The sequence below is a fragment of the Pseudomonas sp. FW305-28 genome, from assembly GCF_017351395.1.
In the GTDB taxonomy this organism is placed as follows: Bacteria; Pseudomonadota; Gammaproteobacteria; order Pseudomonadales; family Pseudomonadaceae; genus Aquipseudomonas; species Aquipseudomonas fluorescens_AA.
Genome location: NZ_JACNDD010000079.1, coordinates 1 through 25,104, shown reverse-complemented (window position 1 = coordinate 25,104; position 25,104 = coordinate 1). Strand labels below are relative to the sequence as shown.

Below are 25,104 nucleotides of genomic sequence, written 5' to 3'. Positions count from 1 at the left end.
ACCAATCCATCCGAATGACGGTGCGCCAGGCTGGAGGGAAAGCCATGGCGACTTGCGCTTGCAGGCCCGTTGCCCTGCAAGCCCGGCCAGCATAGGGAACGAGCCCGGCGGGAAACAGCCCGGATCCGGACATGCACCGTTGCAGGGCGCGTAACAGTCGCAGGCGGGGCAGGAATATGCGTGGCGCTGATGGCCCATCATCCAGTCCGTCCATGGGGCGCGCAAACGCCCGTCCCGCAGGGGCTGTAATCCTTTTGAGGTACAGCGCGAATACCTCCTTGGTGCGCTTATCGCCCATGGCGTGCGGCAGTAGGGTGAAGCCTCTGTCACTCACCGGGGAAGACGCATGACAACAATAACAATGCGCGCCATCTTCAAGCCGCAGGCGCTGGCCGTCGCGGTGGCCTTGGGTTGCTCTGCCCAGGCGCAGGCCGTTTCATTCAACATTGGCGAGATCGAGGGTCAGTTCGATTCGTCGCTGTCCGTGGGCGCGAGCTGGGGCATGCGCGATGCCGACAAAGACCTGGTCGGCACGGTCAACGGCGGGCGAGGCCAATCCTCCACCGGTGATGACGGACGGCTGAATTTCAAGAAAGGCGAGACCTTTTCCAAAATCTTCAAGGGCCTGCACGACCTCGAGCTCAAGTACGGCGACACCGGTGTGTTCGTGCGTGGCAAGTACTGGTACGACTTCGAGCTCAAGGATGAGGGCCGCGAGTTCAAGGACATCAGCGACAGCAATCGCAAGGAAGGCGCCAAGTCTTCGGGGGCGCAGATTCTCGATGCCTTCGTCTATCACAACTACTCCATCGCCGATTTGCCAGGCACCGTGCGCGCCGGCAAGCAGGTGGTCAGTTGGGGGGAAAGCACCTTCATCGGCAACTCCATCAACAGCATCAATCCGGTGGACGTGTCCGCGTTCCGTCGCCCCGGTGCGGAGATCAAGGAAGGCCTGATCCCGGTGAACATGCTGTTCGCCTCCCAGGGCCTGACCGACAAGCTCACCATCGAAGGTTTCTACCAGTTGGAGTGGGATCAGACCGTGGTGGATAACTGCGGCACGTTCTTCGGCAACGACGTGGTGGCCGATGGTTGCACCAGTGGCTACACCGTGGGCAGTCCGGCGATTGCGCCGTTCGTGCCCTTGACCCAGGCATTCGGCCAGGAGATCCAGGTGTCCAGGGAGGGGGTGATCATTCCCCGTGGCGGCGACCGCGACGCCCGCGATTCCGGCCAATGGGGCACGGCGTTGCGCTGGCTCGGCGATGACACCGAGTACGGCCTGTACTTCATGAATTACCACAGCCGTACGCCTACCGTCGGGACCACCACGGCGGGGCTGTCGACGCTGGCGGCGTTGCCGGGAATGGTCGCGATCGCCAACGGCCTGGCCCCGGGCAGCGGTGCGGGCCTGGCGCAAAGCGTGATGCTGGGCCGTGGTGGGTACTACCTTGAATACCCGGAAGACATCCGTCTGTACGGCGCCAGTTTCTCCACGACGTTGCCCACCGGCACCGCCTGGACCGGGGAAATCAGCTACCGTCCCAACGCGCCGGTGCAGGTCAATACCAACGACCTGACCCTGGCCCTGGTCAACCCGATTGCCGGTGGCGCGGCATCGCCTATCGCAACCGCACCGGGTGCCGACAACACCGGTTACCGGCGCAAGGAAGTGACCCAGGTCCAGAGCACCCTGACGCACTTCTTCGATCAGGTGCTGGGGGCTGATCGCCTGACGCTGGTTGGCGAAGCGGCGGTGGTGCATGTCGGTGGCCTGGAGTCCAAGGACAAGCTGCGTTATGGCCGTGACTCGGTCTATGGCCAATACGGCTTTCAGGGCGACACCGATGGTTTCGTCACCTCGACGTCCTGGGGCTACCGCGCCCGGGCGATTCTCGATTACTCCAACGTGATCGGCGGAGTGAACTTCAAGCCCAACGTGTCCTGGTCCCACGACGTGGCCGGCTATGGCCCCAACGGTTTGTTCAATGAAGGCGCCAAGGCCATCAGCGTTGGTGTCGATGCCGATTACCGCAACACCTACACCGCCAGCTTGAGCTACACCGACTTTTTTGGCGGCGATTACAACGTTCTCGAAGACCGCGATTTCCTCGCGCTGAGCTTCGGCGTGAACTTCTGATCTGGCTGACAAGGAAAACCCAATGCGCAAGATGATCCTGCAATGCGGTGCCCTGGCCTTGAGCCTGCTGGCCGCGAACGTGATGGCGGCGGTTTCGCCGGAGGAAGCGAACAAACTGGGCACCAGCCTCACGCCGTTGGGCGCGGAAAAAGCCGGCAATGCCGATGGCTCGATCCCGGCCTGGACCGGTGGCATCGCGAAAAACGCCGGGGCGGTGGACAGCAAGGGCTTTTTGGCCGACCCGTTCGCCAATGAAAAACCGTTGTTCACCATCACTGCCGCGACCGTGGACAAGTACAAGGACAAGCTCTCCGAAGGGCAGGTGGCGATGTTCAAACGCTACCCGGAGACCTACAAGATCCCGGTCTACCCGACCCATCGAAGTGTCGCGTTGCCGCCGGAAATCTACGAGTCGGCCAAGCGCAGCGCCCTCAACGTGACGTCCATCAACGACGGTAACGGCTTGTCCAACTTCACCGGCAACCGTTACTACGCCTTCCCGATCCCCAAGAACGGCGTGGAAGTCATATGGAACCACATCACCCGTTATCACGGCGGCAACCTGCGACGCATCATTACCCAGGCCACGCCACAGACCAATGGCAGCTTCACGCCGATCCGTTTCGAAGAAGAAATCGCCGTGCCGTTCCTGATCAAGGATGCCGACCCGGAAAAGGCCAGTAACGTACTGACCTATTTCAAGCAGGAGGTCACCGCCCCGGCACGCCTGGCCGGTAACGTGCTGCTGGTGCATGAAACCCTCGACCAAGTGAAGGAACCTCGCCTGGCCTGGATCTACAACGCCGGCCAACGCCGTGTGCGTCGTGCCCCGCAAGTGGCCTACGATGGCCCGGGCACCGCCGCCGACGGGTTGCGCACCTCCGACAACTTCGACCTGTTTTCCGGCGCGCCGGACCGCTACGACTGGAAGCTGATCGGCAAGAAGGAAATGTACATCCCGTACAACAGCTACAAGCTCGACTCGCCCAGCCTCAAGTACGACGATGTGATCAAGGCTGGCCACATCAACCAGGACCTGACCCGCTATGAACTGCACCGGGTCTGGGAAGTGGTCGGGACGGTCAAGCCCAGCGAGCGGCATATCTACGCCAAACGCCACATGTACTTCGACGAAGACAGCTGGCAGGCGGCGCTGGTGGACCACTACGACGGTCGCGGTCAACTGTGGCGGGTGGCCGAAGGTCATGCCCAGTTCTACTACGACCATCAGAACCCGGGCTACACCCTGGAGGCGCTCTACGACATCATCGCCGGCCGCTACATCGCGCTGGGGATGAAGAACGAAGAGAAACACAGCTACGAGTACGGCTTCGAAGCCCGGGCAGCCGACTACACGCCGGCGGCGTTGCGTTCAACCGGGGTTCGGTAAGGGGCCGACTGTTGGAAAGAGAACGGTGGCGAGGGGGTTTATCTGTGGGAGCAAGGCTTGCCCGCGATGGCCGCACCGCAGTCTGAAAGCTGAACCGCGTTATCGTTCATCGCGGGCAAGCCTTGCTCCCACGGTGAATCCTTTCCCCACAAGGTTGTGCCTGACTTGATAATCGTGATCGACCGGCAGCCCCTCTGCCGGTCGTTTTTTTATGGGCGACAATCAGCGCGCTGAATACTTCTCCAAAGGTCGGCGACACAGGACTAGGGTGGTGAGATAACAATAAACAGGATCACCCACATGACCGCCATGACTCCGTGTCCGGACCGTCCAGGATTGCTGCCTCGCCTGTCCTCGACACATCTGCCGCGGCGGTCCCTGAGCGAGCCGCTGCTGGCTTCCGAGGCGCGGGTCAAACTGCTCTGTGCGCCGGCGGGCAGCGGCAAGAGTGCGTTGTTCGCCGAGTGCTTCCTGCAAGCGCCCAGCGACTGTCGGCTGCATTGGTTGCCCTTGGGGGGCGTGGCGTTAAGCGCGGTGCAAATGTGCGAGCAGCTGGCGCAGACCCTCGGGCTGCCGGTGCTGGACGAAACGGGGTTGTTGGCCCACCTGGCGCGTTTGCAAACCCCCACCTGGTTATTCCTGGACGACTATTGCCGGGTGCCGAACCCCGAGCTGGACCAACTGCTCGACCGTTTGTTGAACACCAGCAGCCCGGCATTGCACCTGTGGTTGAATGGCCGCCGCCGCCCCCACTGCAACTGGCCGCGACTGTTGCTCGATGACGAACTGCACGAGTTTGATCCGCAGGCGTTGTTCTTCACCCCTGATGATGTCCAGCCACTGCTTCGTCATCTGCCCGGCCCCCAGGCTGCCCGCACGGCTCGCGAGGTGATTCAGCGCAATGGTGGCTGGTGTGCCGGTGTGCGCATCACCCTGCTCGAGCGCTGCGAATGGGCGCGCAGTCATGCGACACCGGGGCGGCCGGGGACCTTGCTCGACTACTTGGAGTACGAACTGTTCAGCACGTTGACCCCGGACCTGGCACAGGCCTGGCGCGTGCTGGCGCATCTGCCGCGGTTCAATGCCCGGCTGTGCGAGCACTTGTTCGGCGACACGGTGGGCGCCCAATGCCTGCCGTTGTTGCTGGAGCTGGGGTGTTTCATCGAGCCGTGGGAGCAGACCTCGGATTGGTTGCAAATCTTCCCGGCCCTGGCCCGGTTGGTGCGTGAAGAGCCCTGGTCCCAGGGGCGCTCCTGGCACCGTCGGGCCTGCCAGTGGTTTGCCGCCGAGCAGGACTGGCAAATGGCGTTCGAGCAAGCCATGTTGGCCGAGGAGTTCGAGACCGCGGTCAGTTTTTTGCAGCATTTGAATTTCGAGCACGTCTTGCAGCGCCGTAACGTGGTGTTGTTGCTGAGCTTGCACGATCAACAAGGCGAAGCGCTGACCCTTGATACGCCGCAGTCGGTGGGGTTGGTCACCGCTGCGCTGTTGTTCGCCGGACGCTTCGATGAGGCGTCGACATGCATCGAGCAACTGGCCAGGTTTTTGCCACAGCCTTCGGCCTGTCGGCAGCGACAGGTGCTGGCCAGGTGGCTGGTCTTGCGCGGCTGGTTGCTGCACCTCTCGGGCGATGGCGAACCGGCGCGCGAACATTTCCTCCAGGCCCAGGCCAGCCTGGACCCCGAGGCCTGGTCCCAACGGGTGCTGTGCCTGGGTGGGCTGACGCAGCAGGCGCTGCTGGCTGGCGAACTGGCCTCGGCGCAATGGATCAACCGCCAGGCGTTATGCCTGGCGCGTGCGCAGGGTTCGCTGGTCTTTGAAGGATTGCTGGAACTGGACCACGCCCAGGTCCTGGAGCAACGCGGCGCGCCGCATCGGGCCGATCATTTGCTGGCCGCTGTCCAGACACTGCTGGATAAACCGGGCCAGGACTTTTCTGCGCTGTTGGGACGGATTGCCTTGCGGCGCGGGCGCCTGGCGTTGCGCATGGGGTTTGAGGAACGGGCCGCCGAGCACTTTCAAACAGGCTTGGAAACGGGCCTGCACAGCCAGGACAAACAGGTGCTCTATGGCTTTCTCGGCAAGGCCTGCCTGGCTGCCAACCAGGGCGACTACGGCGAGGCCTTCATGCACCTGCGCGATGCCGAGCGGGTCATGCAGCAGCGCCACATTCCCGACACCGTTTACCGTGGCGTGTTGTTGCAAACCAGCTGCCAGTTCTGGTTGCAACAGGGGCGGGCGGAACTGGCCCATGAAGCCTTGACCCGCGTCTTGCGGCATTTTCGCGGACCCCAGGCCAAGCACGCGCCTCCCGCGACCCTGGAACTGATTGCGCGACTTGAATACCTGCTGGTGCTGGCCGAAGTCTACTTGCAGCGGGCGCAGGCGCCACAGGCGCGCCTGCAGGCCATGATCGCCCAGGCGCAGCACGGTGAAATGCACAGCCTGGAAACCGAACTGCACCTGGTGCTGACGGAGGTCGTCTGGTTGTCCGGCGATCGTGCCCAGGCCCGCGCACTGCTGCAAGAGGGGCTCAAGCGAGTCACGTGCTGGCGGGCCCAGCAAGCGTTGTGCGAACTGCGCTTGCGCCAGCCCGAACTGTTGCGCTGGGGCCAATCGGCAGAACAGGCCGAGTCGCCTGTCACCGCCGAGGACACCTTGCTCAGTCATCGCGAGCTGGAGGTCCTGGAGCTGATTGCCCAAGGGCATTCAAACCAGCAGATTGCCGAACAGTTGTTCATCTCGTTGCACACGGTGAAAACCCATGCGCGTCGCATCCACAGCAAGTTGGGTGTGCAACGACGTACCCAGGCGGTGGCAAAAGCCAAGGGCATGGGGGTGATGGGGTAGCGGCAATGAGTGATTTGAAACCTAAGGAAGCTCTGAAAAAAACCGCATGTTAAGAAGTGAAAGGTCTGTAACCTGCTAGGTTACTGGGCTTTATCTTTTGGAGGGGAGCTTTTTTCGGCCATCCTTAGTGAACGCGTAATTCATGTTTCAAGTTGGACTATGGGCTTTTTATTTGGTTCTATAATAGAAGGATTGCCTAAAGCTAACTTGAAGGATTTTGGGTTGCAGTTGGTGTGCAAAACATTGTTTAGGGTTGGGTTGTAAGCGTTGGCTAGGATAATAGCTGCTCTCGCCTTGCTCTTTTTTGTATAGGAGGTTGTTATAGGTCTAAGTTAGTTTTTGATGCGTTTGGAGATGCAACTGTCTATGTCGGTGATTTTGTCAATGCCACAGCTTGAAGTGTTTTTTATTGTTGATAGGCACTTTTCGCGCTCTTGAAAATTTGGGTTTTCTTCATATTTTATACAGGTGCTTATTTGTGGGATGATTATGCTCGCCTCTCCTTTTTTTGGAGTGTCGTTGGATGGGGTGTATTTTTTGCTGAATTCAGTGCATATTTTTTTTGTTGTGGTTTCTTGGCCGCACAAGTTGATAATGCATTGATCCTGTTGAGATTTTAAGTTAATGCAGTCGTTTCGGGCTTCGGTTGTTTTGGCTTTTTCATGTTCGGATTTTGTTTGTTTATCTTTGGCCAATTGTTCGCTCTCTTTTTTTTGAATCTCTCCCTGAACAAGTGCTTCCCCTATGCTGTTCCATTCTCTGGACTCTGGTTTCGTGCCGATCTCGCTAGGGTTAAGTTTATTGAGTTTGGTGAAGCTCGGTTGAGGTGTCTCTTCAGAGGTTGCGGCGTCTAGTTTTTCAAACTTACGTTCTAAAGCTGCTGAGCGGTCAGCATCGCTCTGTTCCACTTCTTTGAAATGTTCGGCTAAGCTTTTTTTCTGTGCGGATTTCGCAGTGGTCTCTTCGGAGTTTTCATCTGCTTCCTTGATTTGATCTGCTAAAGAAACTTTAGTGGCGGGTTGCTTTAGTTCTTTTGTTGATTCATTTGTTGCGCACCAAGCGTATGTGACACCTTTACAGAACCAATAGCCTCTGCGGTTCTGTTTGCAGTCTGGGGCCTGTTTTTCAGTGGCGATTTTCACACATCCGTATGAGCTTATGGCGTTCTCGATGGCGCTTTGGCTAGGGTATGCGGCATTCCTTCTCGCTAAGTTGAGATCTTTTTCTCCAACTATCTGAGCCTCTCCATACACAGGGGTTGCGGCGCTGGCTATCTGAACGTGTGTGGTCAGCACGATAGCCGCTAAAAGTGAAGTGGAATATTTATGCATCAACATAGTTGCTACATCTCGGATATTAGTTGAGTGGTCCGTTCATAATACTTTCCTGTCTTGCCGTATTTTGCTAGGTATTTCTTAAGGTAGATCATTGCTTTTTTTGACTCGCCAGACATTTTCAGTGATTTGGCATAGTAATAGTAAAAGTCCTCGGGCAGATCCTGTTGACGGCGCTCAAGCATGGAAAAATACAGGAGTGACTCTTTGTATGAGTTGTTTTCGATTAGATTGGCAATTTTCTTCAAGATGATTTGTTGTGCGGTTTCATCATCAAGGTCGGCATATGGATCGCTGTCGATAAAAGAAAAATAACCATCGGTATAATTCAGCGCCTCGCCTACGGTAGAGGGCGGTAGTTCCTTTTTGGAAGAGATTTGTAAAACGCAATTATCACTCTTGGGGATTTCGTCAGAAGAGAAGTAAAAATCAAGGTAGTATTCATTCCATCTTTCGTTGGCATTATTTAGCATGGGTAGTACTGATTGTTGTACGTTTGAGATGTGCAGTAAGGCTGTATTTTCTTTGAGGCGCTGCAGGTGGTCGCAGCTAATAATAAAGCCTCCGGGGTCTGTGGATGAGCCTTCTATTGTGTGGCGATACACATTATATTTGTCGCGAAAAACTTCTAGCTGTATTTCCTTGTTGACTTTAATTGCCAAGGAGGGGGGGAGGTCTTTGATTGACGTGTCTAGAGGGAGCTCTTGGCCAAGTGCGCTTAGTGAAAATAGTAGCGTTGATGTCAGAAATATTTTATTCATGGGTTCCTTTTGGCTATGTTTTAATCTTTGCTATTAGTGTTGTTTGATTTATTGATTTTGTGCAGTTGACGCTGTATGGGTGAATCCTACTCCGCTCTTCATAGTTACGCCAATTTTTAAGTGGAACAAAAAATCCTTTAGAAAACTCTGAAGAAGGCGTCCTGCATTTGGCAGAATAGCCTGACGCCACCCGCCGAGTTTTCCGATGAGCCAGACCCAGCGATGGAAGAGGCGCTGTACGAGACCACGATTCTGCGTCAGTTCGCTAGGCTGATCAATGCGCACAACTCGACCAACAGTAGTTTTTGATCGACTCACCATTTTTTAAATCGGCGGAGGCTGAAGGCAGCCAGAATACATGGCTACTTCAGACCATCCCTAACGCACGCTTACACTTGCCTTTTTTACAGTCGGGCGCTGGTCTGTGTATAACGGCCTGACTGAAGTTCAACTCTCAAGTTGCCGCTTCAGTTGACCGGATGCCATGTTGTTGCATCGCGCACCCCCATAACGGCTTGAACAGGAAGTTCGAGCCCATGAAATGACAAGGATGTCTTATGAATACCCCGTTGTTTTCTTCTCACTCCGAAAGACTGCTAGCACTGAAAAACACGCGCGTGGATTTTGCCGTGCAGGTGCTATTGGATCATTACCTGGAGCCATTGGACGTCAACCCATTCACGGCCTATGTGAACACGTTGATGGACTTCCCCAAGCTCGAAACAGTAATTTCTCGAACGTTATTCGAGGAAACGCTGGCCTGGGTTGAAAAGCAAAGTCTGCCAACCTATACACAAGGAATCAGTAATGTGTTCAGCAGGCGTTATTCCTTTGCTGCCGAAGATCGGCTAAAGACCCTGGACTTGATCGCCTTTGAAAAAATCGTCATAGACATCGTTGCAAGTTTGACGGAAAAACCTGCAATCGATTTATCCCCGCGCCCCCTCAGGCCATTGACCGCCGAGGATGTTCATGGGGCTTTGAAAGTTCATGCACCCAACATCTATCCAGAGGGCGTGTATGTGACCAGTTTTATTGACCATGGCCTCGGCAGGCGCATGGTGTTGTCTTCCGAGAGGCTGGTTGAGTATCTACTGGGTCATTTCAAGAACGATGTGATTCCCTTCCATTCGAAGGGCAGCCACCAAGGCATTTATACCGTCGGCTTCAGCGGCGAAGAGCGCCACCTCCATCCGCAACTGATCATCCCGCATCTCAATGATCTAGTGATCAGGATTGTCCCGGATTTCCTGGGCTGATCCTGGACCCGCTTCATACCCCATCCGCCAACTCACGGCCCGGGTCGCCGCCAACAGTCGTTGTGCCGCCGGGCCGTTTTCGTCGGCGTGGAACAGCGAGGTCGGGCCGACGACGGTCATCACAGCCTTTACTTCGCCGACCGCATTGAAGACCGGGGCGGACAAGGCGTCCACGCCCGGCATCAGCAAACCGTGCACATGGTGCAGGCCACGGCGGCGAATCTGCTCGCACAGGGTGGCATAGGCGCGATCATCGGCCAGGGCGTGGTGCTCGGTGTCTCGCACTTCCTGCTCGCGCAGGCCGATCGTCTCGCGCGCTGGCAGATAGGCGCTGAACACCAGCCCCGTGGACGAGCTGAGCAGCGGCAACACCGAGCCCAGTTGCGTCACCACGGTCACGGCCCGCACGGCGGGTTCGATACGCACCACGGTCGCGCCATGGTTGCCCCACACCGCCAGGAAGCAGGTTTCGTTCAAGTCATCGCGCAACTCGGCCAGGGGCAGGGCGGCCACTTGCAGCACGTCCATGCCGTTCAACGCGGCCAGGCCCACGCGCAGGGCCTCGCGGCCCAGGCCGTAGTGGTTGGTGGCGGTGTTCTGCTCGGCGAACCCGCTGGCGATCAAGGCCTGCAAGTAGCGATGGACCTTGCTCGCCGGCATCTGCACGTGCTCGGCCAGGCGCGACAGGGACGTGGAGGGGGAGAGTTCGGCCAGGGCCTTGAGAATGTCGGTGCCGACTTCGGCCGAGCGGACTTTCTGTTTACCGTTGCTGAGCGGGGTTTCCATGGAGGCGCAGGGTCCAGAGGCGAATGGGCGTCTTTATAGCTTGACGGTCGCCGTCGAGCAAATTACGTTATGCGTAATTGGATTACGATAAAAATAACCCGGTGCGCCTCAACCACTCCATTGAGTGACAGGCCGCAGTCCCAGGAGGCTCCATGAACCTCGATTCCACCATGTCGGACCTGGCTTACCAGTCAGGCTTGGGCAACGAATTTGCCAGCGAAGCCTTGCCCGGCGCCTTGCCCATCGGCCAGAACTCCCCGCAGAAAGCCCCGTACGGTCTCTACGCCGAGTTGTTTTCTGGCACGGCGTTCACCATGGCCCGTAGCGAAGCGCGGCGTACCTGGATGTATCGCATCCGGCCGTCGGCCAATCACCCGGCCTTCACCAGGCTCGAACGGCAATTGGCGGGTGGCCCGCTGGGTGAGGTCACGCCCAATCGCCTGCGCTGGAACCCGCTGGACATTCCCGCCGAGCCCACCGATTTCCTCGACGGGCTGGTGTGCATGGCGGCCAATGCCGGCGCGGACAAGCCAGCCGGCGTCAGCCTTTATCACTACCGGGCCAACCGCTCCATGGAGCGGGTGTTTTTCAATGCCGACGGTGAGTGGTTGATCGTGCCGCAACTGGGACGGCTGCGGATCGCCACCGAACTGGGCGTACTGGAACTGGCGCCGCTGGAAATCGCCGTGCTGCCCCGGGGCCTGAAATTTCGCGTTGAACTGCTCGACCCGCAGGCCCGGGGTTACCTCGCCGAAAACCATGGCGCGCCGCTGCGCCTGCCGGACCTGGGGCCCATCGGCAGCAACGGCCTGGCGAACCCGCGGGACTTCCTGACGCCGGTCGCCCGTTACGAGAACCTCGCGCAACCGACCACCCTGGTGCAGAAATTCCTCGGTGAACTGTGGGGTTGCGAGCTGGATCATTCGCCTCTTGACGTGGTGGCCTGGCACGGCAACAACGTGCCGTACAAGTATGACCTGCGCCGTTTCAACACGATTGGCACGGTCAGCTTCGATCACCCGGATCCGTCGATTTTCACCGTGCTGACCTCGCCCACCAGCGTCCACGGCTTGGCCAACCTCGATTTCGTGATTTTCCCGCCCCGTTGGATGGTGGCGGAAAACACCTTCCGTCCGCCGTGGTTCCACCGCAACCTGATGAACGAATTCATGGGCCTGATCCAGGGCGCCTACGATGCCAAGGCCGAAGGTTTCCTGCCGGGCGGTACGTCCTTGCACAGTTGCATGAGCGCCCATGGCCCGGACGGCGAGACCTGCACCAAGGCGATCAACGCTGATCTTCAGCCGGCGAAAATCGACAACACCATGGCCTTCATGTTCGAGACCAGCCAGGTCTTGCGCCCAAGCCGTTTCGCCCTGGACTGTCCGCAACTGCAAACCGACTACGATGCTTGTTGGGCCTCGCTGCCTGTCACGTTCGACCCGACCCGGAGATAACCATGACTCAAAGTTCCCCTGCCCGTAGCTGGGTCGCCAGTGCCAACGGCCACGCCGACTTCCCGTTGCAGAACCTGCCATTGGGTGTCTTCAGCGTCGATGGCGGTGCCTTGCGCTGCGGCGTGGCGATTGGCGAGCGGATTTTCGATCTGCAGGTGGCGCTGCAAGCGGGCTTGTTTGATGGCGCGGCGCAACAAGCCGTCGAAGCCATGGCCGGCGGCCAGTTGAATGGGTTTTTCGACCTGGGCCGCAGCGCCCGGGTTGCCCTGCGTGAACGACTGCTGGAACTGTTGCGCGAAGACAGTCCGTTGCGCGGCAAGGTCGAAGCGCTGGAGGCGAAGCTGCTGCTCCTCGCCGCCGACTGCCAGATGCACCTGCCGGCCAGGATCAACGATTACACCGATTTCTACGTGGGTATCGAACACGCGCAGAATGTCGGCAAGCTGTTTCGCCCCGACAATCCATTGCTGCCCAACTACAAATACGTGCCCATCGGTTACCACGGTCGCGCTTCGACCATTCGCCCGTCCGGCACCGACGTGCGCCGTCCCAAGGGCCAGACCCTGCCGGCCGGCCAGACCGAGCCGACCTTCGGCCCGTGTGCGCGGCTGGACTATGAGCTGGAGCTGGGCATCTGGATCGGCAAGGGCAATGCGCTGGGCGAACCGATCCCCATTGGCGATGCCGCCGAGCACATTGGCGGGTTCTGCCTGCTCAACGACTGGTCGGCCCGGGATATCCAGGCCTGGGAATACCAGCCCCTGGGGCCGTTTCTGTCGAAGAGTTTCCTGACCAGCATTTCGCCATGGGTGGTCACGGCTGAGGCCCTGGAACCGTTCCGCCGCCCGCAACCGGCCCGTCCGGAAGGCGATCCGCAACCGCTGCCGTATCTGCTGGACACGCGGGACCAGGCCGGCGGTGCCTTCGACATCGAACTGGAAGTCCTGTTGCTGACCGAGGCCATGGTCGAGCAGAACCTGCCGGCCCAGCGCCTGACCCTGAGCAACACCCGGTACATGTACTGGACCGTGGCGCAAATGGTCGCGCACCACAGCGTCAACGGCTGCCAGTTGCAGGCCGGCGACCTGTTTGGCTCGGGCACCTTGTCGGGGCCTGAAAACCATCAATTCGGCAGCCTGCTGGAAATCACCGAGGGCGGTAAGAAACCGATCGAACTGGCGTCTGGCGAAGTGCGCCGATTCCTCGAGGACGGTGACGAAATCATCTTGCGGGCCCGTTGCCGCCGCGAGGGTTTCGCCTCCATCGGTTTCGGCGAGTGCCGGGGCAAGATCCTGCCGGCGCGTTGAGGGGGGAGTGCATGGAACTCTATACCTACTACCGCTCCACCTCGTCCTATCGGGTGCGCATTGCGTTGGCGCTCAAGGGCCTGGATTACCAGGCCTTGCCCGTCAACCTGATCGCTGCCCCTGGGGGCGAGCATCGCCAGCCGGCCTACCTGGCGATCAACCCCCAGGGCCGGGTGCCGGCGCTGCGTACCGATGAGGGCGCGTTGCTGGTGCAATCGCCGGCCATCATCGAATACCTGGAGGAGCGTTATCCCCAGGTGCCGCTGCTCAGCGCCGACCTGGCGGTGCGCGCCCACGAGCGTGGGGTCGCCGCATTGATCGGTTGCGACATTCATCCCCTGCACAACGTCAGCGTGCTCAACCAGCTGCGGCAGTGGGGCCACGATGAAGCGCAGGTGACAGAGTGGATCGGGCATTGGATCAGCCAGGGCCTGGCGGCGGTGGAGCAGTTGATTGGCGACGACGGCTACTGCTTCGGCGCGCTGCCGGGGTTGGCGGATGTGTTCTTGATCCCGCAGTTGTACGCGGCCGAGCGGTTCAATGTGTCTTTGCAAGCGTATCCACGAATTCGTCGGGTCTCGGCGTTGGCGGCTGGGCATCCAGCGTTCCAACAGGCGCATCCGGCGAAGCAGCCGGATACCCCCTGAGGGCTCACACGGGTCTGACGACCAAGTGATCTTGTGGCGAGGGAGCTTGCTCCCGCTGGGACGCGAAGCGGCCCCAAGCTTTTTGGCGGTTGCTGCGCAACCGAGCGGGAGCAAGCTCCCTCGCCACAGGGCTGTCATCGCTCCGGAACAAAGTCCACCGGCTCAATGCACCACCGAATTCGGCGGCAAATGCCCCAGCCGCTCAGTCAGTCGGATTCGCTGGATCGGATCGTCGCTGAGCATCAGGGCATGCTCCAGGTCGAAGCGTTCGGCGTTGGGGCAATCGAGTCGCTGATACAGGCTGGCGCGGGCCAGGTAATCGGCGGCGCTGGCGTTGCCCAGTTCCAGCACCCGTTCGGCGTCGATCAGGGCCGCGATGTAATCGTCGTTCGCCAGATGCAGTTGGCGCAGGTTGCGCGACAGGCGCTGCAGCATCTGCATCGGCTCGGCGTTGACCAGGTGTTCCGCCTTGAGCAGCATGTTCGCGCCGTATTGGCGCTGTAGCAGTTCCCGGCAGTCATTGGGGTACAACCGGCGCCCACCGCACGGATCGAGCAGGTGATCGGCGCCGGGCACCTTCAACAGGAAATGCCCGGGGAAATTGACACCGACCATCGGAATTTCCAGGCCACGGGCCAGTTCCAGGGCAATCAACCCGAGGGCCAGGGGCTGCCCGCGCTTGCGGGCCAGGACTTGGTCCAGCAACGCCGCGCGTGGTCGCAGGGGAGTGAAGTCGTCTTGGGCGAAACCAAGGTCATTGAGCCGTCGCAACAAAGGCTGGCCCAGCTCGCTGACAGGCAGCATCGGCAGGCCATGGCTGACCCGCTGTTGCAGCTCCTTGAAATCCTTCAGCAAGGCCGGGACGTCGACGTCGCGATCATGTTCGGCAGCGATCCACAACGCCGCTTCGAACAGCGCCGGTGGTGAGCGGTGCAGACAGTCAAAAAAGGCTTGGCGCGGTTTCATCGAACTCTCCGGGCTATGCTCCCGTTTTAGCCCTGCCATGGATTTTCGTCCAGTCTCGAACAGCCGCTGTCACAGGTTATGCCGAAAAAGACTGACCGCCCTGGCGACTTATTCCGGCGTGCTCCAGCAATTTTCGACTGCACGCCTATACTGGCGAAACAAACAAAAGTGATTCGGGAGCCTTACGATGTTTGCTCTCATGCAAAGCTCCCGCCTTGAATCGCTGCACCTAAGCGTAGACCCGACGACCGGGTTGAAGGCGGTGATTGCTATTCATTGCAGCCGTCCCGGGCCAGCCCTGGGGGGCTGTCGTTATCTTGCCTACCCCGACGACGAAAGTGCCGTGGCAGACGCCGTGCGCCTGGCTCAAGGCATGAGCTACAAGGCGGCGCTGGCCGGCTTGCCCGTGGGCGGCGGGGTTGCGGTGATCATGCGTCCGGCCCATGTCGAGAGTCGGGCGGCGCTGTTCGAAGCCTTTGGTCGTTGCATCGAGCAATTGGACGGACGCTACATCACGGCCATCGACAGCGGCACATCGGTGGCCGACATGGATTGCATCGCCCAGCAGACCCGCCATGTCACCAGCACCACGGCCTCGGGAGACCCCGCGCCCCACGCGGCAATGGGCGTTTTTGCCGGCATTCGTGCCACCGCCATGGCCCGCCTGGGCAGCGATAACCTCGAAAGCCTGCGGGTGGCGATCCAGGGCCTGGGCAATGTCGGTTATGCCCTGGCCGAACAACTGCACGCGGCGGGTGCCGAACTGCTGGTCAGCGACATTGACCCTGGCAAGGTGCAACTGGCCATGGAGCAACTGGGCGCCCATCCGATCGCCAACGACGCCCTGCTCAGCACCCCCTGCGACATCCTCGCCCCCTGCGGCCTGGGTGGGGTGCTCAACAGCCACAGCGTGGCGCAACTGCGCTGCTCGGCCGTTGCCGGCTCGGCCCACAATCAGTTGAGCAGCCTGCAGGTGGCCGACCAGTTGGAAAGGCGCGGGATTCTTTATGCGCCGGACTACGTGATCAACTCCGGCGGGTTGATCTATGTCGCGCTGAAGCATCGCGGCGAAGAACTGTCGACGATCACCGCACATTTGTCGAAGATCGGCGCCCGGCTCACGGAAGTCTTCGCCCACGCCCAGGCGGAGAAGCGCTCACCGGCGCGGGTGGCCGATGAGTTGGCAGAGCGCCTGCTGTACCGCTGAAAATCAAAAGGAAGCAATGGGTAGCAGTGAAGCAGCCTAGCTGTGGGAGCAAGGCTTGCCCGCGATGCAGACGCCGCGATTGTTCAGGCTAACCGAGTCATCGTTCATCGCGAGCAAGCTTTGCTCCCACAGCTGCAATTACCTCAGCAGGTACACCGGAAAGCATTCACACAAATGCATCACCCGGCGTCGGGTGTTATCCAGGCGTGCGGCGTTGTCCGGTTGTTCCAGCAGGTCGGCGATCAGATTCGCCACTTCGGCACATTCCGCTTCACCAAAGCCACGAGTGGTCAGCGCTGGGGTGCCGATGCGAATGCCACTGGTGACCGCCGGTTTTTGCGGATCATTGGGGATCGCGTTTTTGTTCAGGGTGATGTGGGCGCTTTCCAGCAACGCCTCGGCGTCTTTGCCGGTGATGTTCATCGAGCGCAGATCGAGCAGGAACATGTGGCAGTCGGTACCGCCGGACACCACCCGCAACCCGCGCCGGGTCAGCACATCGGCCATGACCCGGGCGTTGTCGATCACCCGCTGCTGGTAATGCTTGAACCCGTCGCCCAGGGCTTCGTTGAAGGCCACGGCCTTGGCGGCAATGACATGCATCAGCGGGCCGCCCTGGTACACCGGGAAAATTGTCTTGTCGAGCAGGGCGGCGTATTGCGCCTTGGCCAGGATCAAGCCGCCGCGGGGGCCGCGCAGGGTTTTGTGGGTGGTGGAGGTGATGAAGTCGGCGATGCCCACCGGCGAGGGGTACACGCCGGCAGCGATCAACCCGGCGTAGTGCGCCATGTCCACCATCAGGTAGGCGCCGACTTCATCGCAGATCTTGCGAAAGCGCTGGAAGTCGAGGGTCCGCGAATAGGCCGAGGCCCCGGCGATGATCATTTTCGGCCGGTGTTCCCGGGCCAGGGCTTCCATTTCTTCGTAGTCGAGGGTTTCGGTTTCCGTGTCCAGGCCATAGGAAAAGGCCCGGTAGAGCTTGCCGGAAAAATTGACCGAGGCGCCGTGGGTCAGGTGGCCGCCGTGGGCCAGGGACATGCCCAGGATCGTGTCGCCGGGTTCAAGTACCGCCAGGAAAACCGCCTGGTTGGCCTGGGAGCCTGAGTGCGGCTGCACATTGACGTATTCGCAGTTGAACAACTTGCGAGCGCGTTCGATGGCCAGGTTCTCGATCTCATCGACGACCTTGCAGCCGCCGTAGTAACGCTTGCCGGGATAGCCTTCGGCGTACTTGTTGGTGAGCACGGAGCCCTGGGCCTGGAGCACTTCTTCGCTGACGTAGTTTTCCGAAGCGATCAGCTCCAGGTGGGTTTCCTGGCGATTGCGCTCGCGGTCGATCAGGCGGGCAATGGCGGGATCGAAATTTTGCAGGCTCATGGTGTGGATTCCTTAGATAAGCGCTTCGGCCGGTGGCGCAGTCACGTGATGTGGCAACACCCGTGGCTGGCTTTTGGACGAATCGGATAGAAAAATGGAGGTGTCTTTCAAACCGCTGCCGGTGATCAGGATCACGGCGGTTTGCGGTGTGTCGGGGTGCGTTTCTGCGTACTTGAGCAGGCCGGCGAAGGCGCTGGCGGCGCCGGCTTCCGGAAACACACCGGTGCTGGCGGCCAATCGGGAAGCGGCGGCGACAATGCTCGGGTCGCTGACGCAAATGAACTCGCCGTCGCTGGCGGTCACCGCGCGCATGGCCTTGAGACGATCACGCGGCAGCGCCACGTTGATGCTGCTGGCCAGGCTGGTGGGCGGCAGGCGTTCGGTTTGCTGCATCGAGCGGTCGTGGCGCCAGGCGCGGTACATGAAGTTGCTGTGCTCGGCCTGCACGCCGATCAGGCGTGGGATACGTTCGATCCAGCCCAATTGCAGCAAGTCGAAAAAGCCTTTGTAGACCGAGCCCAGGATGCAGCCGTTGCCGACGGGCACGAACACCAGGTCCGGCACCTGCCAGTTGAGTTGTTCGCACATCTCGAAGGCGACGGTCTTCTTGCCTTCGCTCATGTACGAGTTGATCCCGGTGGTGCGGTTGTACCAGCCATGTTTTTCGCAAGCGTTGAGGCATTGTTCGAAAGCTTCGTCGTATTGCCCGTCGACCAGCACGATCTCCGCGCCGTAGCCTTGCATCTGCGCGAGCTTTTCGCGGGGTGCGCTCTTGGGCAGGTAAATGACGTTGTGCAAGCCCAGGCTGGCGCTCATTCCGGCCAATGCCGAAGCGGCATTGCCGGTGCTGGCCACCGCCACGGTGCGTGCACCGGACTGCATGGCGTGGGCCACGGCCAGGGCGCTGGCGCGATCCTTCAATGACCCGGTCGGTTGCCGCGATTCGTCTTTTACGAAGACTTTGATCCGGGCACCTTTGCCGAGCAGTTCCGGGCGCGAGTACAGCGGCGTATTGCCCACCAGTAACGGTGGAATGAACTGCGTCGAGCTCAACGGCATCAAGCGGTCATAGCGCCACATGCCACGGGCGTGGTCATGGGCCAGGCTGTCCCGGGACCATTCGCGCTTGAGCGTCGGGTAATCGTAAAGCGCGTCCAGGGCACCGTCGATGTTGCAATGAGGGCAGTAGTAGCTGACCTCATGGGGCTGGTAGCTTCGATCGCAAACCAGGCACTGCAATACATACTCTCTGTACGAATTTTTCATGGTCACCCTCTGAAAGTACGCTGTGCTGGTGCTTTCCTTGCCAACGTCGATCCGGCTCACCGGACCGACGGGCACTCTGCTGACAGAAGGTGTTTCAGATCACCATGATGGCGTCGATGGCAACCAGGGTATTGCGGGCCAGCGCGCTGGCGCCGGCGGTGGTGCGGGCCGGATAGGGCTTGGTGAAGTACTCTTCCATGACGCGGTTGAGGGTCGGGAACTCACTCAAGTCAGTGATGAACGCCGTGACCTTGACCACGTTCGCCAGGGTGCCGCCCGCCGCTTCGGCCATTTGCACCAGGTTGTCGAGGGTCTGGCGCAGTTGGCCTTCGAAATCCTTGGCCAGTACTTCGTTGTTCAGCGCCGAGACCGGGGTCTGTGCCGACAGGTAGATGGTCTGCCCGTGGCTGACCTTGATGCCCTGGGAGTAGGTGCCCAGTGGCAGTGGCGCCTTGTCGGTGAAAATGACGTTCTCTTCGCCCAGGAAAGGTTTGGTGGCGGACTGGATTTGAGCGGTGGTTTGCATGGTGACGTTCCTTGTTAAGTGGATGGGTTAGTGCAAATCGGCAACCTGCTTGACGGCCAGGCTGGAAAATTCCTCGTCGCGGCAGCGGGCCGGGGAAAAGTGCTGGTAGTTGAGTTGCAGTGCCGCCAGGTCGGCCGGCATGGCGATGCCCAGCGCCGCATGACTGCACAGGCGTGCAATGGCGGGCGCAGCCTGGATGCCGTAGCCACCAAGGGCGGCGAGCCAGATAAAGCGCTCTTGCTGCGGGTCCTGGCCAAGCACCGGCGAGCGGTCGGCGACGAAGGTGCGCAGCCCCGCCCATTTATTGATGATCGAGCGGGGGCGCAGGCGCGTGGTGTTCTGCAGGCGATCCATGGTGATGGCCAGGTCAAGCTCTTCCGGCAATGCATCGCAGGGCAACGACGGGCTTTCATCGCAGGGGGAGACGATCAGGCGCCCGGCTTCAGGCTTGATGAAAATGTCCTCGTCCACCGTGCCCAGGTAGGGCGTGTGATGCACGTCGCACTGCGGGTCGACCGCCAGCACGGTGCGCCGCAACGGCCGGACACCGACCTTGGGCACGCCGCAGCGCTCAGCGATTTCATCGGCCCAGGCCCCCGCGGCGTTGACCACGATGGCGGCTTGCAGGGACTGGCCGTCCCGGGTGTGCAAGCGCCAGTGCCCGTCACGATATTCGCCACGCAGCACTTCGGTCTCGCGCTTGACCACGCCACCACGGGCACGCAGGCCACTCAGGTAAGCCCCATGAATGCCATGCACATCCAGGTCGAAGGCGCTGGGCTCGTAGATCCCTGCGCTCCAGGCACCTTCGGCGAGGTAGGGGACCAGCTCTTGCACGTGCCTTTCGTCGAGCAGCTCGGCCGTGGGCACTTGCTCCAGCACGGCGTTGAAACGCGCTTTGAGTTTGTCCACCCGTGCCGCCTGGGCCACGATCAGTGCGCCCCGCGGCGCCCATAGCGGATGCTCGGCCAAACCCTCGGGCGGGTTCTCGAAAAAGCGTCGGGACGCACAGGTCAGCGAACGGATCTGCTGGTTGCCGTAGCTTTCCATCGAGATCGCGGCCGACCGCCCCGTGGTGTGATAAGCCAGTTGCTGTTCCTGTTCGAGCAGGCAGACGCTGCCATGGCCCGCCAGTTCATAAGCGGCTGAGACGCCGGCGATGCCGCCACCGACCACGATGAAGTCGTAACGAGCGATCATGGTCGGCTGCCCTCGGCGATAGCGGCGGCTTTGCTTTCCCGGGTGTAGGTCAGCACGAAGTGCGCCACGAGACCAAAGATCAGCCCCCAGAACGCGGCGGCCAGGCCGAGGAAGCTCATGCCCGAGGCCGTCACCAGGAAGGTGATCAGCGCAGCTTCCCGCTGCTTCTCATCGGCCATGGCCCCGGTCAGCCCGGCACTGATCGCGCCAAACAAGGCGAGGCCGGCGAGGGAGGCGATCAATTCCTTTGGCAGTGCGGAAAACACCGAGGCCAGGGTCGCGCCGAAGGTGCCCATCAGGATGTAGAACACTCCGCAGGCAATCCCGGCGATGTAGCGTTTGTCGCGGTCCTCGTGGGCTTCTCGACCGGTGCAGATCGCTGCGGTAATGGCCGCCAGGTTAAGGCCGTGGGACCCGAACGGGGCCATCAGGGCCGAGCCGATCGCGGTGACCGAAATGATCGAGCGCGCTGGCGTGTTGTAGCCCGAGGTGCGCAATACAGCCATGCCGGGCACGTACTGGCCGGTCAAGGTCACCAGCGCCAGTGGCAGGCCGATGTTGATGATCGCGTGCCAGTTCCATTGCGGTGCGATGAAGACCGGATGGGCCACGGCGATGGTGATCGAGTTGCTGTTGAGTTCACCGAACGAGGCAGCCACCGCGCAGCCGATGATCAGCACCGACAGAATGGCGTAGCGTGGTGAAAAACGCTTGAAGACCAGGTAGGCCGCGATCATCGCCAGCACCATCGCCGGTTGCAGCTTGATCGACGTGAACAGCTCGGCACCGAAGCGGAACAGGATGCCGGCGAGCATGGCGGCGGCAATGGCCTTGGGCAGGCGGCTCATCAGTTTGTCGAATGCCCCGGACAAACCGACCACGGCGATGATCACCGACGCCACCACATAGGCACCGATGGCCTGGGGCAGGGTCACGGTGGGCAGCATCGATACCAGCAATGCCGCCCCCGGTGTCGACCACGCGGTGATGACGGGGACACGCAGGCGCCAGCTCAGGAGCAGGCCGGTAATTCCGCTGCCGATGGAAATGGCCCAGATCCACGAAGACACCACGTCATCGGGCAGGTGGGCTTCCTTGGCTGCCTGGAACACGATGATGAGCGGGCCGGCGTAGGAAATGATCACGGCGATGAAACCCGCGATGATCGCTGACAGGGATAGATCCTTTCTGAATGTGTCCATGATGTCTCGACTTGGCGCGGCAGGAGCCCGCAGTGGATGATTGAGTCGATTGCTTCGATTCGAGATCAGTGTATTTGAATGAATTGAGTTGATTCAATAGGTGGCGGGATTGTTACGAGATATTTTTCTGCCATGACGGGGGTTTTTTAGTGGTTTTTGTGATCAATCATTTGATTTATATGAATATTATTCGCTGTAAAAATTTATTCATATCCCATTGATTAACGATTCAATAATCGTATCAATCGACTCAATTCGCCGAATGTGTCGAATTATTAGTTGCCTAACCTCCATGTGATATGCTCGGATATTCATCATTTCTACGATGGGCAGTGATCATTCATGTGGGTTCCCCAGCTAAGCGAGTTCAGCCAGCCGATGTATTTGTCGATTGCCGATGCGTTGGCGCGCGATATCAACAACGGCGTGCTGAACGAGGGTGATCGCTTGCCGACCTTGCGGGAGCTGGCGACCACCTTGAATGTCACGCCGGGCACCATCAGCCGGGCCTATAGCGAAGCCCATCGGCGTCGGCTGGTGCAGGGGGAAGTGGGGCGTGGCACTTATGTGCTCAACCAGAAGCAGCTGGAACTGCCGGCCAGCAACAGCGCCGCCGCGCCGTTGAACCTGGGGCAATCCGAACTGCTTGATCTTTCGATCATCAAGCCCTACAGCGAGACCCTGGAGTACTGGTTGCGCGGCGCGCTGGTGGGCATGGCCAAAAGTACCGATTTCGCGCGCGCGCTGGATTACGCGCCGGACGGCGGTCACCCGGCGCATCGTGAGGCGGGGGCTCAATGGTTGCGTCATTCATTGCCCGACGCGCAATGGCAGCAAGTGGTGATTACCGCCGGGGCCCAGCATGGCTTGATGGTTGCGATGAGCGCCCTGACCAACGCCGGTGACCTGGTGCTCTGCGAGGCGCTGTGCTATCCCGGCATCATTTCCCTGGCCCACGGCCTCGAGCGTCGCCTGCGTGGCGTGCCGATGGATGACGAAGGCATCATCCCCGAAGCCTTGCGCGAACTGTGCCTGCGAGAGAAGCCGGCGATGCTGGTGTGCGTGGCGACCTGCCAGAACCCGACGGCGGCGATCATGTCGCAGAAACGTCGGGCCCAGATTGCCGCGCTGGCCGAGGAATTCGATTTCATCATCCTGGACGATGACATCTATGGCTTCCTGGCTACCGATCCGTCGATCAAGCCGTTGTCGGCCTTTGCGCCGGATCGTTCGGTGTACCTGACCAGCCTGTCGAAATCGGTCATGCCGGCGCTTCGCATCGGTTACATCTACAGCCCGCCGAAATTGCTGTCGCGCCTGACTTCGATGGTCCGCAGCAGTGTCTGGATGCCGTCGCCGTTGACGGCGCAGCTGGCCAGCAATGTGATTACCGAAGGCCTGGACAAGAAACTGATCCGCATCCAGCGCAACGAGGCGGCGGGGCGGCAAGCGATCGCCCGGGAAATTTTTGCCAATTTCGAGCTCAAGACCCAGCCGTACTCCTATCACGTCTGGTTGACACTGCCCGAGCCATGGACCAGCGACGAGTTCACCATGCTTGCCCGGGCCAACGGTGTATTGGTGCTCAGCGGCACCCAGTTCCAGGCTGAGCGTTCAGGTACCACCCGGTGCGTGCGGTTGGTGTTGATGTCGCCCACCAGTCAGGACGAACTGCGCTTCGCCTTGACGAAGCTGGCGAGCCTGATCGATTCGGATCCGCGTCGTTATTACTAAAAAGATCGCAGCCTTCGGCTGCTCCTACACGGTTGTTCCATGTGGGAGCTGCCGAAGGCTGCGATCTTTTTGGGTTACTCGTCCGACGGGTTGAGCAGTTCGGACAAGGCGTCCGGCTGGCTCTTGAAAGCCTTGGCGAACACATCCCGATTCTTCGCCATGTAGATCCCGGCTTCTTCGACCTGTTGCTCGCTCAGCGATGGAACGGCTTTTTGCAACACTTCGGCCAGCAATTCGGCGAGCTCCAGCATTTTGTCATGACGGTCAGCTTCGGCTTTATCCATGAACAAGCGCTCCAGATCTCGGCTGCTGCGGTATACCACTTCGACGGCCATTCACCACCTCACATGCCTTCACATTGGTTTGTCTTTGCGACTACTGTATTTATATACAGGCAAAAGAATAAGCGAATCCTGTTGCTTTGGATAGTGGCTTTTTAATGTAGACCGATTTCGGCATGTGAGAGCGAAGCGTGTGTGAGCAAAGCTTGTGTGGGAGCAAAGCTTGCTCGCGACAAGGCCGAATGAAGCGCCCAAAAGTGCCGGATACCAGCCTATCGCCATCTCATCCTCAGTCGCTGGCCTTTTTTCTGCATGCAGAACAACCGTCACGTCCAATCCGCATCATCCGGTCGAACCGACCTAAGGAAACTACATCGTGAAAATAAACTGGGCCGAGAACCTGCGCCAGAACGTCCATCAACTGGCCGAGTCCCTGGGAAACCTGTTCGTCGAGACCTTCCACTACCTGGCGCTGTTCGCCATCGGTGCGGTCACCGCGTGGGCGGCGGTGATGGAGTTCTTGCAGATGCTCGAGGCGGGGCACATCAAGATCGACGACATCCTGCTGCTGTTCATCTACCTGGAATTGGGGGCGATGGTCGGGATCTACTTCAAGACCAACCATATGCCGGTACGGTTTCTGATCTACGTGGCGATCACCGCGCTGACGCGGTTGCTGATTTCCAACGTTTCCCACCACAGCCCGCCCGACCTGGGGATCATCTACCTGTGCGGTGGCATCCTGCTGCTGGCGTTTTCGATCCTGGTGGTGCGCTACGCTTCGTCGCAGTTCCCTTCGGTGAAGATCGAGCACCCGCACCGCAAGGTCGGCGCGGGCTCCAGCGAACATGCCGAAGTGGAGAAGGGTGAGATTTAAAGGCCGGCGGCAGAAGGTGCCGGACCCTGTGCATGCGGTGGTGGCAGCTTGATGTTGTCGCCGCCGGTCATGGCTTCGAGGATGGCCACGGCGCTGTGGCCCTGCTCGATGGCAATGCCGAACTGAATGCTTTGCACCAGGCGCTTGAGCCGCTCCGGGTCGTTGCGTTGCTGGGCGCTGATCATGCGTTTGGCGACGATGCGCCCGCTCTTGGACAGGGTCAGCATGATGCTGCCATCCAGGCCCTGGATACTCAGGTTGATTTGATAGTGCGGCGCAAAAGCGTCGGTAATGATCTGAAAAGGGTTGTCCATGATGCGTCACCGCCTGATTGAACGTGCAGTTGTTGACCGGCCGTGATCGGGATTAGTTCGCAACACTGGACCATCGGCCATTCCATGATCGTGTTCATCTCGAATTTTCCAGGGCTGGGCAGGCTTCAAACCGAAAGTCGCAGTCTGCGGCAGCGCCTACAGGGAGTTAGCAAGTGGCATGCCGGAAAAACCGTCGGACAATGATCCCGGCGCCCAAGCGCCG

21 protein-coding genes are annotated in these 25,104 nt (G+C 59.9%); 10 read left to right on the top strand and 11 right to left on the bottom strand.

Features of this window, described 5'->3' with window-relative positions:
• The first annotated feature begins 346 nt into the window (after positions 1–346).
• The 3 genes from J4E53_RS18680 (at position 347) to J4E53_RS18670 (ending at position 6,380) form a co-directional block, all read left to right on the top strand.
• Positions 347–2,140 (top strand): DUF1302 domain-containing protein, encoded by a 1,794-nt coding sequence (locus J4E53_RS18680; RefSeq protein ID WP_103309538.1) that lies wholly within the window; start codon positions 347–349, stop codon positions 2,138–2,140.
• A gap of 22 nt (positions 2,141–2,162) precedes the next feature.
• Entirely contained in the window at positions 2,163–3,530 is a 1,368-nt protein-coding gene (locus J4E53_RS18675) for a DUF1329 domain-containing protein (RefSeq protein WP_103309540.1), read from the top strand.
• A 300-nt stretch (positions 3,531–3,830) separates the two neighbouring features.
• Positions 3,831–6,380, top strand: a complete 2,550-nt coding sequence (locus J4E53_RS18670; RefSeq protein WP_103309541.1) for a LuxR C-terminal-related transcriptional regulator — start codon at positions 3,831–3,833, stop codon at positions 6,378–6,380.
• 332 nt (positions 6,381–6,712) lie between these two features.
• On the opposite strand, the gene J4E53_RS18665 is transcribed toward J4E53_RS18670, so the two are convergent.
• Together J4E53_RS18665 and J4E53_RS18660 are read right to left on the bottom strand one after the other, a co-directional pair.
• A complete protein-coding gene (locus tag J4E53_RS18665) occupies positions 6,713–7,717 on the bottom strand; it encodes a hypothetical protein (RefSeq protein WP_146042642.1) in 1,005 nt (334 codons plus the stop codon).
• Positions 7,718–7,722: 5 nt separating this feature from the next.
• On the bottom strand, positions 7,723–8,475 hold the full coding sequence (locus tag J4E53_RS18660) for a hypothetical protein (protein WP_103309543.1): 753 nt from the start codon (positions 8,473–8,475) through the stop codon (positions 7,723–7,725).
• Positions 8,476–9,032: 557 nt separating this feature from the next.
• Between J4E53_RS18660 and J4E53_RS18655 the strand changes: the two genes are divergently transcribed.
• On the top strand, positions 9,033–9,734 hold the full coding sequence (locus tag J4E53_RS18655; RefSeq protein ID WP_103309545.1) for a hypothetical protein: 702 nt from the start codon (positions 9,033–9,035) through the stop codon (positions 9,732–9,734).
• On the opposite strand, the gene J4E53_RS18650 is transcribed toward J4E53_RS18655, so the two are convergent.
• On the bottom strand, positions 9,699–10,520 hold the full coding sequence (locus tag J4E53_RS18650) for an IclR family transcriptional regulator (protein ID WP_060740706.1): 822 nt from the start codon (positions 10,518–10,520) through the stop codon (positions 9,699–9,701). The genes J4E53_RS18655 and J4E53_RS18650 overlap by 36 nt on opposite strands.
• A gap of 152 nt (positions 10,521–10,672) precedes the next feature.
• Between J4E53_RS18650 and hmgA the strand changes: the two genes are divergently transcribed.
• The 3 genes from hmgA to maiA are packed head-to-tail and all read left to right on the top strand — an operon-like array spanning position 10,673 to position 13,931.
• Positions 10,673–11,977: a homogentisate 1,2-dioxygenase gene (gene hmgA, locus J4E53_RS18645; protein ID WP_060740707.1), complete on the top strand. Its 1,305-nt coding sequence runs from the start codon at positions 10,673–10,675 to the stop codon at positions 11,975–11,977.
• Between the two features lie 2 nt (positions 11,978–11,979).
• Positions 11,980–13,284 carry a fumarylacetoacetase gene (gene fahA, locus J4E53_RS18640; RefSeq protein ID WP_103309547.1) on the top strand — a complete coding sequence of 435 codons (1,305 nt, stop codon included), beginning with the start codon at positions 11,980–11,982 and terminating at the stop codon, positions 13,282–13,284.
• 11 nt (positions 13,285–13,295) lie between these two features.
• Positions 13,296–13,931 carry a maleylacetoacetate isomerase gene (gene maiA / locus J4E53_RS18635; RefSeq protein ID WP_103309548.1) on the top strand — a complete coding sequence of 212 codons (636 nt, stop codon included), beginning with the start codon at positions 13,296–13,298 and terminating at the stop codon, positions 13,929–13,931.
• A gap of 162 nt (positions 13,932–14,093) precedes the next feature.
• On the opposite strand, the gene J4E53_RS18630 is transcribed toward maiA, so the two are convergent.
• Positions 14,094–14,897: a SirB1 family protein gene (locus J4E53_RS18630; protein ID WP_060740710.1), complete on the bottom strand. Its 804-nt coding sequence runs from the start codon at positions 14,895–14,897 to the stop codon at positions 14,094–14,096.
• A gap of 187 nt (positions 14,898–15,084) precedes the next feature.
• Here J4E53_RS18630 and J4E53_RS18625 point away from each other — a divergent pair, with 187 nt between their 5' ends.
• The gene (locus tag J4E53_RS18625; RefSeq protein WP_060740711.1) at positions 15,085–16,104 is read left to right on the top strand and encodes a Glu/Leu/Phe/Val dehydrogenase dimerization domain-containing protein; all 1,020 of its coding nucleotides are present in this window, start codon (positions 15,085–15,087) and stop codon (positions 16,102–16,104) included.
• A gap of 138 nt (positions 16,105–16,242) precedes the next feature.
• Here the strand turns inward: J4E53_RS18625 and glyA are convergent, their stop codons facing one another.
• The 5 genes from glyA to J4E53_RS18600 form a co-directional block, all read right to left on the bottom strand.
• Positions 16,243–17,481 carry a serine hydroxymethyltransferase gene (gene glyA, locus J4E53_RS18620; RefSeq protein WP_060740712.1) on the bottom strand — a complete coding sequence of 413 codons (1,239 nt, stop codon included), beginning with the start codon at positions 17,479–17,481 and terminating at the stop codon, positions 16,243–16,245.
• A gap of 12 nt (positions 17,482–17,493) precedes the next feature.
• Positions 17,494–18,747 (bottom strand): threonine synthase, encoded by a 1,254-nt coding sequence (gene thrC, locus J4E53_RS18615; RefSeq protein WP_060740713.1) that lies wholly within the window; start codon positions 18,745–18,747, stop codon positions 17,494–17,496.
• Positions 18,748–18,841: 94 nt separating this feature from the next.
• Positions 18,842–19,273 (bottom strand): Rid family detoxifying hydrolase, encoded by a 432-nt coding sequence (locus J4E53_RS18610; RefSeq protein WP_060740714.1) that lies wholly within the window; start codon positions 19,271–19,273, stop codon positions 18,842–18,844.
• A 27-nt stretch (positions 19,274–19,300) separates the two neighbouring features.
• On the bottom strand, positions 19,301–20,473 hold the full coding sequence (locus J4E53_RS18605; RefSeq protein WP_103309551.1) for an FAD-binding oxidoreductase: 1,173 nt from the start codon (positions 20,471–20,473) through the stop codon (positions 19,301–19,303).
• Positions 20,470–21,675 carry a benzoate/H(+) symporter BenE family transporter gene (locus J4E53_RS18600; RefSeq protein ID WP_060740716.1) on the bottom strand — a complete coding sequence of 402 codons (1,206 nt, stop codon included), beginning with the start codon at positions 21,673–21,675 and terminating at the stop codon, positions 20,470–20,472. Before J4E53_RS18600 ends, J4E53_RS18605 begins: the two co-directional genes overlap by 4 nt.
• 342 nt (positions 21,676–22,017) lie before the next feature.
• On the opposite strand from J4E53_RS18600, the gene J4E53_RS18595 reads away from it, so the two are divergent.
• Positions 22,018–23,409 carry a PLP-dependent aminotransferase family protein gene (locus tag J4E53_RS18595; RefSeq protein WP_060740717.1) on the top strand — a complete coding sequence of 464 codons (1,392 nt, stop codon included), beginning with the start codon at positions 22,018–22,020 and terminating at the stop codon, positions 23,407–23,409.
• Between the two features lie 74 nt (positions 23,410–23,483).
• Here the strand turns inward: J4E53_RS18595 and J4E53_RS18590 are convergent, their stop codons facing one another.
• Positions 23,484–23,744 carry a YebG family protein gene (locus J4E53_RS18590; RefSeq protein ID WP_003205410.1) on the bottom strand — a complete coding sequence of 87 codons (261 nt, stop codon included), beginning with the start codon at positions 23,742–23,744 and terminating at the stop codon, positions 23,484–23,486.
• 322 nt (positions 23,745–24,066) lie between these two features.
• On the opposite strand from J4E53_RS18590, the gene J4E53_RS18585 reads away from it, so the two are divergent.
• Positions 24,067–24,567, top strand: a complete 501-nt coding sequence (locus J4E53_RS18585; protein WP_053125067.1) for a phosphate-starvation-inducible protein PsiE — start codon at positions 24,067–24,069, stop codon at positions 24,565–24,567.
• Here the strand turns inward: J4E53_RS18585 and J4E53_RS18580 are convergent.
• The gene (locus J4E53_RS18580) at positions 24,564–24,881 is read right to left on the bottom strand and encodes a DUF3509 domain-containing protein (RefSeq protein WP_103309553.1); all 318 of its coding nucleotides are present in this window, start codon (positions 24,879–24,881) and stop codon (positions 24,564–24,566) included. The genes J4E53_RS18585 and J4E53_RS18580 overlap by 4 nt on opposite strands.
• Between the last annotated feature and the right edge of the window lie 223 nt (positions 24,882–25,104).

What these genes read in the sequence shown, in the direction of transcription:
- J4E53_RS18655 (WP_103309545.1), top strand. Translation starts at nt 9,033, where the DNA reads ATGAATACCCCGTTGTTTTCTTCTCACTCCGAAAGACTGCTAGCACTG.
- J4E53_RS18610 (WP_060740714.1), bottom strand. Translation starts at nt 19,273, where the DNA reads ATGCAAACCACCGCTCAAATCCAGTCCGCCACCAAACCTTTCCTGGGC.
- J4E53_RS18670 (WP_103309541.1), top strand. Translation starts at nt 3,831, where the DNA reads ATGACCGCCATGACTCCGTGTCCGGACCGTCCAGGATTGCTGCCTCGC.
- hmgA (WP_060740707.1), top strand. Translation starts at nt 10,673, where the DNA reads ATGAACCTCGATTCCACCATGTCGGACCTGGCTTACCAGTCAGGCTTG.
- J4E53_RS18630 (WP_060740710.1), bottom strand. Translation starts at nt 14,897, where the DNA reads ATGAAACCGCGCCAAGCCTTTTTTGACTGTCTGCACCGCTCACCACCG.
- J4E53_RS18660 (WP_103309543.1), bottom strand. Translation starts at nt 8,475, where the DNA reads ATGAATAAAATATTTCTGACATCAACGCTACTATTTTCACTAAGCGCA.
- J4E53_RS18600 (WP_060740716.1), bottom strand. Translation starts at nt 21,675, where the DNA reads ATGGACACATTCAGAAAGGATCTATCCCTGTCAGCGATCATCGCGGGT.
- J4E53_RS18580 (WP_103309553.1), bottom strand. Translation starts at nt 24,881, where the DNA reads ATGGACAACCCTTTTCAGATCATTACCGACGCTTTTGCGCCGCACTAT.
- J4E53_RS18675 (WP_103309540.1), top strand. Translation starts at nt 2,163, where the DNA reads ATGCGCAAGATGATCCTGCAATGCGGTGCCCTGGCCTTGAGCCTGCTG.
- J4E53_RS18625 (WP_060740711.1), top strand. Translation starts at nt 15,085, where the DNA reads ATGTTTGCTCTCATGCAAAGCTCCCGCCTTGAATCGCTGCACCTAAGC.
- maiA (WP_103309548.1), top strand. Translation starts at nt 13,296, where the DNA reads ATGGAACTCTATACCTACTACCGCTCCACCTCGTCCTATCGGGTGCGC.
- glyA (WP_060740712.1), bottom strand. Translation starts at nt 17,481, where the DNA reads ATGAGCCTGCAAAATTTCGATCCCGCCATTGCCCGCCTGATCGACCGC.
- fahA (WP_103309547.1), top strand. Translation starts at nt 11,980, where the DNA reads ATGACTCAAAGTTCCCCTGCCCGTAGCTGGGTCGCCAGTGCCAACGGC.
- J4E53_RS18650 (WP_060740706.1), bottom strand. Translation starts at nt 10,520, where the DNA reads ATGGAAACCCCGCTCAGCAACGGTAAACAGAAAGTCCGCTCGGCCGAA.
- J4E53_RS18605 (WP_103309551.1), bottom strand. Translation starts at nt 20,473, where the DNA reads ATGATCGCTCGTTACGACTTCATCGTGGTCGGTGGCGGCATCGCCGGC.
- J4E53_RS18590 (WP_003205410.1), bottom strand. Translation starts at nt 23,744, where the DNA reads ATGGCCGTCGAAGTGGTATACCGCAGCAGCCGAGATCTGGAGCGCTTG.
- J4E53_RS18595 (WP_060740717.1), top strand. Translation starts at nt 22,018, where the DNA reads ATGTGGGTTCCCCAGCTAAGCGAGTTCAGCCAGCCGATGTATTTGTCG.
- J4E53_RS18665 (WP_146042642.1), bottom strand. Translation starts at nt 7,717, where the DNA reads ATGTTGATGCATAAATATTCCACTTCACTTTTAGCGGCTATCGTGCTG.
- thrC (WP_060740713.1), bottom strand. Translation starts at nt 18,747, where the DNA reads ATGAAAAATTCGTACAGAGAGTATGTATTGCAGTGCCTGGTTTGCGAT.
- J4E53_RS18680 (WP_103309538.1), top strand. Translation starts at nt 347, where the DNA reads ATGACAACAATAACAATGCGCGCCATCTTCAAGCCGCAGGCGCTGGCC.